Genomic DNA, 13,236 nt, shown 5'->3' on the forward strand with positions numbered 1-13,236 from the left:
CTGACGATGGACAGCGCAACGGACGGGTCCCCCGACCCGGCGATCGAACGGGTGCGCCGCGAGTTGGTCCGGCTCGGGCGCGATGAGTCCTCGGCCCCCGAGGTGCCGCCCGAGGTCACCGCGCGGATCGGCAGCGCGCTGCGCAACGCGCCCGCCCACTCCGCGCGCACACCGCTGCCCCGCGCCAAGATCATTGCCCTGGGCGTCGGGCTGGTCGCCGTCGTGCTGGCGGCGCTGATCGGGGTGGCGATGCTGGCCCGCACTCCCTCGTCGCCGTTCTCCGACCAGGGCCCGACCGCCGAACGCATCACCGTGAGCCGCACCACCACTCCGGGTTGGTCGACGACACCGTGAGCGCGCAGCCGTAGTCTTTGCAGCAGTCGTAGGCAACACAGATTTGCTCGGGAACACGGCGGCCTACCCTGGTGTTTGTATCCGTGCCGCCGAAAAGCGGCAGAAAGGCGCTCATGACCACCACATCCCCGGTTCATGACCTGATCATCATCGGATCCGGCCCGGCGGGTTACACCGCCGCGATCTACGCAGCTCGCGCCCAGCTCAAACCGCTCGTGTTCGAGGGCATCCAGTTCGGCGGAGCACTGATGACCACCACCGAGGTCGAGAACTACCCGGGCTTCCGCAACGGCATCACCGGTCCCGAATTGATGGACGAGATGCGCGAGCAGGCCCTGCGCTTCGGCGCCGACCTGCGCATGGAGGACGTCGACGCCGTGTCGCTGGACGGTCCGGTCAAGACCGTCACCGTCGGCGACGAGACGTACCAGGCCCGCGCGGTCATCCTCGCGATGGGCGCGGCCGCCCGGCACCTCGGCGTCCCCGGCGAGGAGGCGCTGACCGGCCTCGGGGTGAGCACCTGCGCCACGTGCGACGGCTTCTTCTTCCGCGACGAGGACATCGTCGTGGTCGGCGGCGGCGACTCCGCGATGGAGGAGGCCATCTTCCTGACCAAGTTCGCCCGCAGCGTCACGCTGGTGCACCGCCGCGACGAGTTCCGCGCCTCCCGCATCATGCTCGAGCGCGCCCGCGCCAACGAGAAGATCAACTTCGTCACCAACACTGAGGTCCTCGAGATCGAGGGCAGCCCGAAGGTGAGCGGAATTCGGTTGCGCAACACCGTAACCGGTGAGGAGTCGAAGCTCGCGGTGACCGGTGTGTTCGTCGCGATCGGGCACGACCCGCGCTCGGATCTGGTGCGCGACCAGGTCGAGGTCGACGAGGACGGCTACGTCGTGACGCAGAAGGGTTCGACCAGCACCTCGATCGAAGGTGTCTTCGCCGCAGGCGATCTCGTCGACCGCACCTACCGCCAGGCCATCACCGCCGCAGGCACCGGCTGTTCGGCCTCCATCGACGCCGAGCGCTGGCTCGCCGAAATCGGTTCCGGCCCAAGCGATGAAACCACCGAAACCCCTGTCTGATAGGAGTACCAATGACTGCAGGTTCGACCGCCACCGTCGCGGTTACCGACGACTCGTTCTCCGATGACGTGCTCTCCAGCAGCACGCCGGTGCTGGTGGACTTCTGGGCCACCTGGTGCGGACCCTGCAAGATGATCGCCCCGGTACTCGAGGAGATCGCGTCCGAGAAGGCCGGCGAACTGACCGTCGCCAAGATCGACGTCGACGCCAACCCGGCGACGGCCCGCGATTTCCAGGTGGTCTCCATCCCGACGTTGATCGTGTTCAAGGACGGCTCGCCGGTGAAGCGGATCGTCGGCGCAAAAGGCAAGGCTGCGCTGCTACGCGAGCTCGCTGACGTGGTCTAACGCCGAAATCCGGCGCACGGACACCGGCCTGGGGTTTTCTTGAATCGGCCGGGTGTCTGAGACAATCGTGCCAGCCCGTCAACCTGGCCAGCGCCGATGCGCGCCCGCCGACCGTGACCGAAAGGCCGCATATGTCCAGTCTGCGTCGCGGTGACCGCGGGGCCGCGGTCACCGAGATCCGGGCTGCGCTGTCGGCGCTGGGCATGCTCGACGGTGCCGACGAGGAGATCACCACCGGCAAGCACGTCGCGGTCGACCTGTTCGACGACGAGCTCGACCACGCGGTGCGCGCCTTTCAGCAGCACCGCGGGCTGCTGGTCGACGGCATCGTCGGTGAGGCGACGTACCGCGCGCTCAAGGAGGCGTCGTACCGCCTGGGCGCCCGCACGCTCAGCCACCAGTTCGGTGCCCCCATGTTCGGCGACGACGTCGCAACGCTGCAGGCCCGGCTCCAGGACCTCGGTTTCTACACCGGCCTCGTCGACGGACACTTCGGCCTGACCACGCACAACGCGCTGATGTCCTACCAGCGCGAGTACGGGCTCTACCCCGACGGCATCTGCGGACCGGAGACGTTGCGGTCCTTGTACTTTCTCGGCTCCCGCGTCACCGGCGGCTCGCCCCACGCGATCCGCGAGGAGGAGCTGGTGCGACGGTCCGGGCCGCGACTGTCGGGCAAGCGGATCATCATCGATCCGGGTCGCGGCGGCGACGACCACGGGCTGATCATGCAGGGTCCCGGTGGACCGATCAGCGAGTCGGACATCCTGTGGGACTTGGCAAGTCGGCTCGAGGGCCGCATGACCGCGATCGGCATGGAGACGTTCCTGTCGCGGCCGGCCAACCGCGCGCCGTCGGACGCCGAACGCGCCGCGACCGCCAACGCCGTCGGCGCCGACCTGATGATCAGCCTGCGCTGCGCCACCCAACCCAGCCCGGCCGCCAACGGCGTCGCGTCGTTCCACTTCGGCAACTCGCACGGCTCGGTGTCCACCATCGGCCGCAACCTCGCCGACTTTATCCAACGAGAAGTCGTGGCACGCACCGGTTTACGCGACTGCCGCACCCACGGACGCACCTGGGATCTGCTGCGCCTCACCCGGATGCCCACCGTGCAGGTCGACGTCGGCTACATCACCAATCCGCGCGACCGCGGGATGCTGGTGTCCACCCAGGCCCGTGACGCGATCGCCGAAGGCATGCTGGCCGCGGTCAAACGGCTCTACCTGCTCGGTAAGAACGACCGCCCCACCGGGACGTTCACGTTCGCCGAACTGCTGGCCCACGAACTGTCGGTCGAACAGGCCGGCCGGGTCAGCCCGAGCTAGCCGCTACCCACACGGATTCGCGCCGGCACCGACCGGCTGCTGCAGTTGCGCGCTCTCCAACAGCCGTTCCAGCGCCGCCTCCACGTCGGCCTTCCAGCCCAGACCCTGCTCGAGCTCGAGCCGCAGCCGCGGGAAGTACCGGTGTGGGGACACCACCACGAAGCCGGCGTCCTGCAGCAGATCCGCTTGCAGCACACACTGATCCACCGCGCAGTCTCCCAACACCTCGAGCACCGGCCGCAACTCCGGTGTCGCTGCGCCGGGTTCGAACAGTTCGGTGACCGCGGCGGTGTGGCCGAACGCCTCCAACGCGCGCGCGCCGCGTCGGACGAGGTCGCCGACCACCGCACTGATCAACGTCCGCGAGAGCCCCTCCGCGTCCTCCCCGGATTCCACCCCGAGTGACGTCAGCAGGACTGCGTCCGCGCTGACCGGTCCGGTCGGGAACTGCTGAGCGCGCGGCACCGCACCGGGCGGCGCGTAGAACGCGTACCCGAGGCACGCCTCGTCACCGCTGAGCGCGGCGAACCCGTCGTCGGTGTCGGCCGTCGTGCACTGCACCGCGAGCTGTCCGCACGACCCCCACTCGAGCATGACCATCGACAGCCATGCCTCTTTCTCGAACTCGGGATCCGACAGGTGCTCGGGACCCGCCGCGTCACGGCGCAGCGTGAGCGGATCGACCTCCCAGTACACGCACCGGCGGGCGTGCTTGGGCAGCTGCTCGAACGCTTCGAGCCGCAAGGGCGTGATGCGTGCCGACACTAGACTCCCGGGGTTTCACGCGGTGCGGAGGTGCACAGCTGCCACTCCAGGATAGAAGGGTGCGGCCGCGGTGGCCCGCTTTCGGCAGCGCCGACCGGGCGAAGTCCGCGCGAACGCGAAAAACCTTGGCTCACAACGAAACTCCTCTGAGAAGCGCCCCGCACACGCGCTGCTGACCCGGGTCGTGTCACAGTGACGTAATTACCCGGTGTGGTAGGTCATTGGTCGGACGCGCTCATCAAGTCCACGATGCGTTGCAGATCGTCGACCGACCCGAACTCCACCACGATCTTGCCTTTGCGTTTGCCCAGACTCACCGTGACGCGGGTATCGAACGCAGTGGACAGCCGCTCAGCAACGTCCTGCAGGCCCGGCATGCTGATCGGCTTGCGCTTGGGCGCCGACGGCGGCGTGGGCCCGGCCCGGTTGGCCAGGGTGACCGCCTCTTCGGTCGCGCGCACGGACAAGCCTTCCGCGACGATGCGCGCGGCGAGCTCTTCCTGCTTCTCCGGACCACCCTCGAGTGACAGCAGCGCCCGGGCGTGCCCGGCGGACAACACCCCGGCGGCGACGCGCCGCTGCACGGCGATCGGCAACCGCAACAGCCGGATCATGTTGGTGATCAGCGGGCGCGAGCGGCCGATGCGTGCCGCAAGTTCATCGTGGGTTACACCGAACTCGTCGAGGAGTTGCTGATAGGCCGCTGCCTCTTCGAGCGGGTTGAGTTGCACGCGGTGGATGTTCTCCAGCAGCGCGTCGCGCAGCATGTCGTCGTCGCCGGTCTCGCGGACGATGGCGGGGATCGCGGCCAAGCCCGCCTGCTGGGCAGCGCGCCACCGCCGCTCCCCCATCACCAGTTGGTACCGCGGAGCGCCCGGCTCGCCGGCGGGCAACGCGCGCACGACGATCGGTTGCATGAGGCCGAACTCGCGGATCGAGTGGACGAGTTCGGCGAGCGCCTCGTCGTCGAAGACCTGACGCGGCTGGCGAGGGTTGGGCTCGATCGAGGATGGCTCGATCTCGCGGTAAACCGCGCCGGCCGGGTTGGCGGCGGCAGCGTCGGGCACCCCGCCGCCGATCACCACATCCGCGGCGGCGTCACCCAGGCGCGGGCCGAGGCCGGAGGCGTCACCGTCGGCAGGCCCGGTCGGAATGAGCGACGCGAGGCCGCGTCCGAGACCGCTGCGCTTGCGTGTTGGTTGGGTCATGCCTGCTCTCCTGTTCGGCCCGGTGTCTGCCTGCTCATCACTGCCGCCGCTCCGCGATCTCGCGGCTCGCGTCCAAGTAGCTCATCGCCCCCCGCGAACCGGGGTCGTAGCCGAGGATCGTCATCCCGTAACCCGGCGCCTCGGACACCTTGACGCTGCGCGGGATCACGGTGCGCAGCACCTTGTCGCCGAAGTGCGCCCGTACGTCGGACGCGACCTGGTCGGCGAGCTTGGTGCGGCCGTCGTACATCGTCAGGATCACGGTCGTCACGTCGAGCTGCGGATTGAGATGTGCCTTGACCATCTCTATGGTGCGCATCAACTGGCCCACACCTTCGAGTGCGTAGTACTCGCACTGGATCGGGATCAGCACTTCCGGCGCCGCCACGAATGCGTTGATCGTCAGCAGGCCGAGTGACGGCGGGCAGTCGATGAAGACGTAGTCGAAGTTGTAATCGGTGAGCGACGCCAGCGCGCTGCGCAGCCGGCCTTCGCGCGCGACCATGCTGACCAATTCGATCTCCGCACCGGCGAGGTCGATCGTCGCGGGCACACAGTAGAGCCGGTCACTGTGCGGGCTGCGCTGCAGGGCGTCGCGCAGCGGGATCTCCCCGATCAGCACCTCGTACGACGAAGGGGTGCCGGGCCGATGCTCGATGCCGAGCGCGGTGCTCGCGTTGCCCTGTGGGTCGAGATCGATCACCAGCGTGTTGAGCCCCTGCAGTGCAAGTGCCGCCGCCACGTTGACCGCGGTGGTCGTCTTGCCCACGCCCCCCTTCTGGTTGGCGATGGTGAACACGCGCTGGCGTTCGGGTCGCGGCAGGGTGCCCTTGGCCGCGGCGTGCAGGAGCCGGACGGCTCGCTCGGCCTCCGCGCCGATCGGGGTGTCGATGGCCGCCGGCTCGGGCCAAGCCGGCTCGCCGGCCTCGCTCCATGTTTCACGTGAAACATCGTCCCGCGCGGTTTCACGTGAAACATCTCGGGCGGGCCCGCCGGGCTGCGGCGTCATGCTCTTCTCCTGTTCGGCGACCGGCGCGCTATCGGAGCGGTCCGGTGCGCCACGACGACGGTCGCGGGAGGGTCCAAGTAGTTCGCGCCACACTTCATCACCCTTACATCGGCCGCACCCAGCGACGTCATCACACGCCGGTGGTCGCGGATCTCCTCTTCGGCACGTTCGCCCTTGAGGGCAAGCATCCGACCCTGCACCCGAAGCAGCGGCATGCTCCAACGGGTCAGCTTGTCCAACGACGCGACCGCCCGAGAGGCCACCGCATCCAACTCCCCCACTTGCTCCCTCACGTGTGGCTCCTCGGCCCGACCGCGCAAGACCGTCACGTCGATCTCGAGTTCGTCGACCACTTCGCGAAGGAACTCACTCCGTCGCAGCAGCGGCTCGATCAACGTCACCTCAACATCTGGCCGGGCCAACGCCAACGGTATCCCGGGCAGCCCGGCGCCACTACCGATGTCGCCGAGCCGAGTGCCCGATTCGACGAGCTCGCCGACGGCCGCGCTGTTGAGAATGTGGCGGTCCCACAACCGGTCGACTTCCCGCGGCCCGATCAGACCGCGCTCTACCCCGTCGCCGGCCAGGATCTCCGCGTAGCGACGAGCCCGGGCGAGCCGCGCACCGAACACCGCTTCGGCAGCCTCCGGCGGCGTCGACACCTCGCCATGTTTCACGTGAAACATCCTCCGGATCGTCGCATCGGACGGCCAGCGCCTTGAACTACACGCGTGTAACTCGGCTGTCAGTCGGCCAGCACAACAACCCGGCGAGACGGCTCCACGCCCTCGCTCTCGCTGTGCACGCCATCGACCGCGGCGACGGCGTCGTGCACGATCTTGCGCTCGAACGGAGTCATCGGCGCGAGCTCCTCGCGCTCGCCGGTCTCCAGCACGCGGCGCGCGACCTTCTCCCCCAACGCGGCGAGTTCGTCGCGGCGCCGCCGACGCCAGCGGGCGATGTCGAGCATCAGCCGGCTGCGCTCACCGGTCTTCTGGTGCACCGCCAGCCGGGTCAACTCCTGCAGCGCGTCGAGCACCTCGCCCTTGCGGCCCACCAACTTGTTCAGGTCCGACCCGCCGTCGATGCTCACCACCGCGCGGTCCCCTTCGACGTCGAGGTCGATGTCCCCGTCGAAGTCGAGCAGATCCAACAACTCCTCGAGATAGTCGCCGGCGATCTCACCCTCGGCGACCAACCGCTCCTCCAGGTCGTCCTCCCCCGACGCGGCGGCGTCACGGTCGTCGTCCTTGAGGTCGTCGTTCTCGAGATCCCCGCGCTCGGTGGTCTCAGCGTCCGTCATATCCGTCTCTCCTCATCCCCACAGGGCCTGGGCCCCGGTCAACGTTTCCGCTTCTTCTGCCGCCCGCCCGGCCGCGGGGTCGCCCCCGGCCGCGGCGTGCGGTTGGCCGCTCCGGCCGACGTCTTGCCCGGACTGCTTCCGGTCGCCTTCTTGGGCGCGCCGTTGTCGGCGCCGTTCCCGGTCTCGGCGGTGTCGGAGTCCTCGCCCGCTGCACTCTCGGTGACGGCCGCCTGACTCTTGGCGTTGCGCTTCGGCTTGGCACCCGGCGGCGGCGCGTTCTTGGCCTGTCGCTCCTGGGCCTCGAGCTTCTTGGCCTCTTCCTCTTTCTCGATCTTGCCGAACACGTAGTGCTGCTGACCGAAGGTCCAGATGTTGTTCGCGAGCCAGTACATGATGATCGCCAGCGGCAGGAAGGGTCCGCCGACGACCACGCCGAGCGGGAAGACGTACAGCGCCAGCTTGTTCATCATCGCGGTCTGCGGATTGGCCGCGGCTTCCGGACTCTGCCGGGCCACCGACGCGCGGCTGTTGAAGTAGGTGGCGATACCGGCCAGGATCATGATCGGCACGCCGACGGCGATCACCGCCGGGCGGCTGAACTCGGTGAAGGCGTCCAGACCGGTGGTCTGAATCATGGTGGCGCCCAGGGGTGCACCGAACAGGTGCGCGTCGAGGAAGTTCGCGACGTCGGTCGGGCTGAACACGTAGTTGCCGGTGGCCCGGTTCTGCTCCACCGAGAGCTGGATCTGGCCGAAGCCGCCCTGGGTCCGGTTGAACGAGCGCAACACGTGGAACAGTCCGAGGAACACCGGGACCTGAGCCAGCATCGGCAGGCAGCCCAGGATCGGGTTGAACCCGTGCTCCTTCTGCAGCTTCTGCATCTCCAGCGCCATCCGCTGGCGGTCCTTGCCGTACTTCTTCTGCAGCGCCTTGATCTGGGGCTGCAGTTCCTGCATCTGCCGCGTCGTGCGGATCTGCTTGACGAACGGCTTGTAGAGGATCGCGCGCAGGGTGAAGACGAGGAACATCACCGACAGCGCCCAGGCGAAGAAGTTCGACGGCCCCAGCAGGAAGGCGAACAGCTTGTACCAGACCCACATGATCGCCGACACCGGGTAGTAGATGATGTCGAGGCTGAACCAGTTAAACACGCGTCTCGCTTCCTGCTCGCTCTGCTGACACGCCTCCGCTCACGTCGGCGGCCGTGCCCTCCGAGGACTTCTGCGCGGGCGCGCACCGGTGGGTGTCACCGCGGCGCTCGGGGATCGGGTCCCATCCTCCCCTATGCCACGGCCCGCATTTCAGCAGCCGTATCACCGCAAGCCATCCGCCGCGGATCAGTCCGTACTCCGTCAGGGCGTCGACCGCGTACTGGCTGCAGGTCGGCATGAACCGACATGTCGGAAGGCGCAGCGGCGAGATGGTGTGGCGGTAGAGCTGGATGAGGAAGATGACCCCGCGGGCGGCCGCAGCCCCGGCCGACCTCATCGGTCGACCTCGGTCTTGGGCCGCGCGCGCCGCAGCGCACTGCGCAGTTCCTGCTCCAGCCGCGCCGAGATGGCGTGCCGGCTGCTGGGCAGCGCGCGGATGACGACCCGGTCGGCCGGGTCCAACTCGTCGATGACCGCGCGCGCGACATGGCGCAGGCGACGGGCCACCCGGTGCCGTTGGACGGCGTTGCCGACGGACTTGGAGACGACGAGGCCGATGCGCGGCCCGGGATCGGTGCCGGTCTTGCTGCGCAAGGCATGGACGACGAGATCGGGCTGCGCCGCGCGCACCCCACGACTCACCGTGGCCCCGAACTCGGTCGACCGCGTCATCCGGTATCGCGCCGGAAGCACCGCGTCAGACCTCGGATCGAATCACGCAGTGAGCTTGCGGCGGCCCTTGCCACGGCGATTCGCCACGATCGCCCGGCCGGCCCGTGTCCGCATGCGCAGCCGGAACCCGTGCACGCGCGCCCGGCGCCGGTTGTTCGGCTGGAAGGTCCGCTTGCCCTTGGCCACGGCTGTCTCTCCTTGTTGCGTTTGGCATCCGCAGCCCACACCGAACCCGTCTGGCTTCAGTGAGGACGCAGTCGCCGTTGGTAAGCTCGTCCGTCTCGCTAACCGGCGCGGTCTCCAGGCCATGCTGGTCGCAGCCGTATCGCCACGTACGGGCGACTGTTCGAGGGTACTGACGAGATTTCGCTGGGTCAAACCTCGCCGGCGCGGCCCGCAAACGGCGCCCACCGCACCGTCGGCCGGCCGTGCGTCCCGGCCGCAAATCTACGTCGGCGCAATGTTGCAGAACGGTTGGCACCCGCGAAGAAAACTGTTAGCTTCTGCCAATGCCGTTCGATAACGAAACGGCGACAGACAACAAGGCGGGGACCCCCGACGAGTCGTGAGCCCACGGTGATCACCGTGACGCGCCCCGGCTCGCGGCATTCTCGCCCGTAGACAACCGAACGAAGACGACCGTCCGATATCCACAGACTGTGGATAACTGTGTGGACAGATCGTCATCGTTCCTTCGGTCGTCCCTGGATCGGCCTCGAGGGGGTGCTCGTCATTGACAGCTGACCCCGACCCACCGTTCGTGGCCGTCTGGAACACTGTCGTAACAGAACTCAACGGTGGCCTGGGAACCGGCACCGACGGGCCGATGCTCACCCCTCAGCAAAGGGCATGGCTCAAACTCGTCAAACCCCTCGTCATCACCGAGGGGTTTGCGCTGCTGTCGGTTCCGACGCCGTTTGTGCAGAACGAGATCGAACGCCACCTGCGTCAGCCGATCATCACAGCATTGAGCCGTCAGCTCGGCCAGCGCGTCGAACTAGGTGTGCGCATCGCTGACCCCGGACCCGACGACACCAATTCCGGCCCGACCGGACTGGCCGCCGTCTCCGAGCCCGACGAAGTCGACGAGGACCTCGAGGCCAGGGCCAGCGCCGAGGAGAGTTGGCCGACGTACTTCACCAACCGCTCACCCGGCGCGCTCGCCGACGACACCACCTCGGTCAACCTCAACCGCCGCTACACCTTCGACACCTTCGTCATCGGCGCGTCGAACAGGTTCGCCCACGCGGCCTCGCTGGCCATCGCCGAAGCGCCGGCCAGGGCCTACAACCCGCTGTTCATCTGGGGTGAGTCCGGCCTGGGCAAGACGCACCTGCTGCACGCCGCCGGGAACTACGCCCAGCGGCTCTTCCCCGGCATGCGGGTCAAGTACGTCTCGACCGAGGAATTCACCAACGACTTCATCAACTCGCTGCGCGACGACCGCAAGGCGTCGTTCAAGCGCAGCTACCGCGACATCGACGTGCTGCTGGTCGACGACATCCAGTTCATCGAGGGCAAGGAAGGCATCCAGGAGGAGTTCTTCCACACCTTCAACACGCTGCACAACGCGAACAAGCAGATCGTCATCTCCTCGGACCGGCCGCCCAAACAGCTCGCCACCCTCGAAGATCGGTTGCGCACCCGGTTCGAATGGGGCCTGATCACCGACGTTCAGCCGCCCGAACTCGAGACCCGCATCGCGATCCTGCGCAAGAAGGCGCAGATGGATCGCCTCGACGTGCCCGATGACGTCCTCGAACTGATCGCCAGCAGCATCGAGCGCAACATCCGCGAACTCGAGGGTGCCCTGATCCGGGTGACCGCGTTCGCCTCGCTCAACAAGACGCCGATCGACAAGTCGCTGGCCGAGATCGTGCTGCGGGACCTGATCTCCGACGCGAGCACCATGCAGATCAGCACCGCGGCGATCATGGCGGCCACCGCCGAGTACTTCGAGACCTCGGTCGAGGAACTGCGCGGCCCGGGTAAGACCCGCTCGTTGGCGCAATCCCGCCAGATCGCGATGTACCTGTGCCGCGAACTCACCGACTTGTCGCTGCCGAAGATCGGCCAGGCGTTCGGCCGCGATCACACCACCGTCATGTACGCCGAGAAGAAGATCCGCGGCGAAATGGCCGAGCGGCGTGAGGTTTTCGATCATGTCAAGGAACTCACCACCCGCATCCGCCAGCGTTCCAAGCGCTGATTCGACTGCTGAATCCCCCGCCGCGTCGACCACGCGGCGGCTTCGTCTTGCCCCGCGCCGCGGGTCCCGGACGCCCACCGGCATCTCGTCGGGAAAATCTTTGAAATTTCTTCTGCACCGCCGGCACCACCAGTCACAGAGCAGGGTTGTGCACACAGCTGTGGAGAACTTGGGATCAACCGTCGAATTACCTGCCGAACGCTGCACAGCCGGCCGCGGCTCCACAAACGGCCCGCCGCGGTGCGCACGTCATCCACAGTTCATACACACCCGTGGCAAGCCCCTCAACTGCGCGGACGCCGATTGATCCCCACCCTCCACAGGACCTAATACTGTTGCTTGTATATCTCCCTAGATCTCTCTTCGAAGAAGCACCTTGGGGACACACGGAAACTCGGCCGACTCGACCGGTCCGGTCGCACGGATGTCACCCCGATCGATTAGCTTTCAAGTTGGGACGGAAAGCTCTACGGTGATTCATCGACAGCCGTTACGGTCGTCGGGGCGCCTCGATCCGGAGCGCGACGAGACACCGGGAAACCGCTGGTTATTGCTTGTTGTGGTATTGATCGAAGGGACTCTATGGACGTGGCGACGACAACAGTTGGTGTCACCGATCTGAAGTTCCGCCTGGTACGAGAGGACTTCGCCGACGCCGTGGCGTGGGTGGCGCGCAATTTGCCCACCCGCCCGACCGTTCCGGTGCTGGCCGGCGTCCTGCTCACCGGCTCCGACGACGGCCTGACGATTTCGGGGTTCGACTACGAGGTCTCCGCCGAAGTCCAGGTCCCCGCCGAGATCGCCTCGCCGGGCAGCGTTTTGGTGTCCGGGCGGCTGCTGTCCGACATCACCAAGGCGTTGCCGGCCAAGCCGATCGACGTCACCGTCGAGGGCACCCGGGTGTCGCTGACCTGCGGTAGTTCGCGATTCTCGCTGCCGACCATGGCCGTCGAGGACTACCCGACGCTGCCGACGCTGCCCGAAGAGACCGGCGTGATCTCCGCCGACGTGTTCTCCGAGGCGATCGGGCAGGTCGCGATCGCCGCCGGGCGCGACGACACGCTGCCGATGCTGACGGGTATCCGCGTCGAAATCACCGGGGAGAAGGTCGTTTTGGCGGCCACCGACCGGTTCCGGCTGGCGGTCCGCGAGTTGACCTGGTCCACCGCGAGCGCCGATGTGGAGGCCGCGGTGCTGGTGCCGGCCAAGACGATGTCGGAGGCCGCCAAGGCGGGAGCCGACGGCGGCGACGTCCATCTGTCGCTGGGTGCCGGGTCCGCCGTGGGCAAGGAAGGTCTGCTCGGTATCAGCAGCGGCGGTAAGCGCAGCACCACGCGACTGCTGGACGCGGAGTTCCCGAAGTTCCGGCAGCTGCTGCCGACCGAGCACACCGCGATGGCGACCATCGGCGTCGCCGAGCTGACCGAGGCGATCAAACGTGTCGCGCTGGTCGCCGACCGCGGCGCCCAGGTGCGCATGGAGTTCGCCGACGATGTGCTGCGGCTGTCGGCCGGCGCCGACGACGTCGGTCGCGCCGAGGAGGACCTGCAGGTTTCGTTCGTCGGGGATCCGCTGACCATCGCGTTCAACCCGAACTACCTGACCGACGGGCTCAGCTCGCTGCATTCGGAGCGGGTGACGTTCGGGTTCACCACACCCAGCCGCCCTGCGGTGCTCCGCCCGGCGGGCGAGGATGATGGAGAGGTCGGCACCACCGGGCCGTTCCCGGCCGCGCAGACCGACTACGTCTACCTGCTGATGCCGGTGCGGCTCCCCGGCTGACCGGCCCGACGCCACGAAAGGGG

General features: G+C 67.6%; 15 protein-coding genes. 6 read left to right on the top strand and 9 right to left on the bottom strand.

What is annotated here, in order from left to right; all coding sequences use genetic code 11:
- Window positions 1-6 precede the first annotated feature (6 nt).
- The 4 genes from BLW81_RS06745 (at window position 7) to BLW81_RS06760 (ending at window position 3,114) form a co-directional block, all read left to right on the top strand.
- Window positions 7-354: a hypothetical protein gene (locus BLW81_RS06745; protein ID WP_083406514.1), complete on the top strand. Its 348-nt coding sequence runs from the start codon at window positions 7-9 to the stop codon at window positions 352-354.
- Window positions 355-467: 113 nt separating this feature from the next.
- On the top strand, window positions 468-1,439 hold the full coding sequence (gene trxB / locus BLW81_RS06750; RefSeq protein ID WP_083406515.1) for a thioredoxin-disulfide reductase: 972 nt from the start codon (window positions 468-470) through the stop codon (window positions 1,437-1,439).
- A gap of 11 nt (window positions 1,440-1,450) precedes the next feature.
- Window positions 1,451-1,786, top strand: coding sequence for a thioredoxin (gene trxA, locus BLW81_RS06755; RefSeq protein ID WP_083406516.1), 336 nt, complete (start codon window positions 1,451-1,453; stop codon window positions 1,784-1,786).
- A gap of 131 nt (window positions 1,787-1,917) precedes the next feature.
- Window positions 1,918-3,114 (top strand): N-acetylmuramoyl-L-alanine amidase, encoded by a 1,197-nt coding sequence (locus BLW81_RS06760; RefSeq protein WP_083406517.1) that lies wholly within the window; start codon window positions 1,918-1,920, stop codon window positions 3,112-3,114.
- 3 nt (window positions 3,115-3,117) lie between these two features.
- On the opposite strand, the gene BLW81_RS06765 is transcribed toward BLW81_RS06760, so the two are convergent.
- The 9 genes from BLW81_RS06765 to rpmH all read right to left on the bottom strand — a co-directional run bounded on the left by BLW81_RS06765 (window position 3,118) and on the right by rpmH (window position 9,408).
- The gene (locus BLW81_RS06765; protein ID WP_083406518.1) at window positions 3,118-3,879 is read right to left on the bottom strand and encodes an acetyltransferase; all 762 of its coding nucleotides are present in this window, start codon (window positions 3,877-3,879) and stop codon (window positions 3,118-3,120) included.
- A gap of 218 nt (window positions 3,880-4,097) precedes the next feature.
- The gene (locus BLW81_RS06770) at window positions 4,098-5,087 is read right to left on the bottom strand and encodes a ParB/RepB/Spo0J family partition protein (RefSeq protein WP_083406519.1); all 990 of its coding nucleotides are present in this window, start codon (window positions 5,085-5,087) and stop codon (window positions 4,098-4,100) included.
- Window positions 5,088-5,124: 37 nt separating this feature from the next.
- Window positions 5,125-6,096, bottom strand: a complete 972-nt coding sequence (locus BLW81_RS06775) for a ParA family protein (protein ID WP_083406520.1) — start codon at window positions 6,094-6,096, stop codon at window positions 5,125-5,127.
- A complete protein-coding gene (gene rsmG, locus BLW81_RS06780; RefSeq protein WP_083406521.1) occupies window positions 6,093-6,782 on the bottom strand; it encodes a 16S rRNA (guanine(527)-N(7))-methyltransferase RsmG in 690 nt (229 codons plus the stop codon). Before rsmG ends, BLW81_RS06775 begins: the two co-directional genes overlap by 4 nt.
- A gap of 59 nt (window positions 6,783-6,841) precedes the next feature.
- Window positions 6,842-7,399, bottom strand: coding sequence for a Jag family protein (locus BLW81_RS06785; protein WP_083406522.1), 558 nt, complete (start codon window positions 7,397-7,399; stop codon window positions 6,842-6,844).
- A 38-nt stretch (window positions 7,400-7,437) separates the two neighbouring features.
- Window positions 7,438-8,550: a membrane protein insertase YidC gene (yidC, locus tag BLW81_RS06790; protein ID WP_083406523.1), complete on the bottom strand. Its 1,113-nt coding sequence runs from the start codon at window positions 8,548-8,550 to the stop codon at window positions 7,438-7,440.
- A complete protein-coding gene (yidD, locus tag BLW81_RS06795; RefSeq protein ID WP_083406524.1) occupies window positions 8,543-8,887 on the bottom strand; it encodes a membrane protein insertion efficiency factor YidD in 345 nt (114 codons plus the stop codon). Before yidD ends, yidC begins: the two co-directional genes overlap by 8 nt.
- Window positions 8,884-9,243, bottom strand: a complete 360-nt coding sequence (gene rnpA, locus BLW81_RS06800) for a ribonuclease P protein component (protein WP_083406525.1) — start codon at window positions 9,241-9,243, stop codon at window positions 8,884-8,886. Before rnpA ends, yidD begins: the two co-directional genes overlap by 4 nt.
- Window positions 9,244-9,264: 21 nt before the next feature.
- On the bottom strand, window positions 9,265-9,408 hold the full coding sequence (gene rpmH / locus BLW81_RS06805; RefSeq protein ID WP_059165437.1) for a 50S ribosomal protein L34: 144 nt from the start codon (window positions 9,406-9,408) through the stop codon (window positions 9,265-9,267).
- A gap of 547 nt (window positions 9,409-9,955) precedes the next feature.
- On the opposite strand from rpmH, the gene dnaA reads away from it, so the two are divergent.
- Together dnaA and dnaN are read left to right on the top strand one after the other, a co-directional pair.
- Window positions 9,956-11,431, top strand: a complete 1,476-nt coding sequence (gene dnaA / locus BLW81_RS06810; protein WP_083406526.1) for a chromosomal replication initiator protein DnaA — start codon at window positions 9,956-9,958, stop codon at window positions 11,429-11,431.
- Window positions 11,432-12,019: 588 nt separating this feature from the next.
- Window positions 12,020-13,213 carry a DNA polymerase III subunit beta gene (dnaN, locus tag BLW81_RS06815; RefSeq protein ID WP_173839579.1) on the top strand — a complete coding sequence of 398 codons (1,194 nt, stop codon included), beginning with the start codon at window positions 12,020-12,022 and terminating at the stop codon, window positions 13,211-13,213.
- Window positions 13,214-13,236: the final 23 nt, after the last annotated feature.

Origin of the sequence: Mycolicibacterium rutilum, assembly GCF_900108565.1 — a bacterium.
Taxonomy (GTDB): Bacteria; Actinomycetota; Actinomycetes; order Mycobacteriales; family Mycobacteriaceae; genus Mycobacterium; species Mycobacterium rutilum.

Coding starts and splice junctions, on each gene's coding strand:
- yidD (WP_083406524.1), bottom strand. CDS start 8,887: ATGAGGTCGGCCGGGGCTGCGGCCGCCCGCGGGGTCATCTTCCTCATC.
- trxB (WP_083406515.1), top strand. CDS start 468: ATGACCACCACATCCCCGGTTCATGACCTGATCATCATCGGATCCGGC.
- BLW81_RS06770 (WP_083406519.1), bottom strand. CDS start 5,087: ATGACCCAACCAACACGCAAGCGCAGCGGTCTCGGACGCGGCCTCGCG.
- rsmG (WP_083406521.1), bottom strand. CDS start 6,782: ATGTTTCACGTGAAACATGGCGAGGTGTCGACGCCGCCGGAGGCTGCC.
- trxA (WP_083406516.1), top strand. CDS start 1,451: ATGACTGCAGGTTCGACCGCCACCGTCGCGGTTACCGACGACTCGTTC.
- BLW81_RS06775 (WP_083406520.1), bottom strand. CDS start 6,096: ATGACGCCGCAGCCCGGCGGGCCCGCCCGAGATGTTTCACGTGAAACC.
- BLW81_RS06745 (WP_083406514.1), top strand. CDS start 7: ATGGACAGCGCAACGGACGGGTCCCCCGACCCGGCGATCGAACGGGTG.
- BLW81_RS06760 (WP_083406517.1), top strand. CDS start 1,918: ATGTCCAGTCTGCGTCGCGGTGACCGCGGGGCCGCGGTCACCGAGATC.
- BLW81_RS06785 (WP_083406522.1), bottom strand. CDS start 7,399: ATGACGGACGCTGAGACCACCGAGCGCGGGGATCTCGAGAACGACGAC.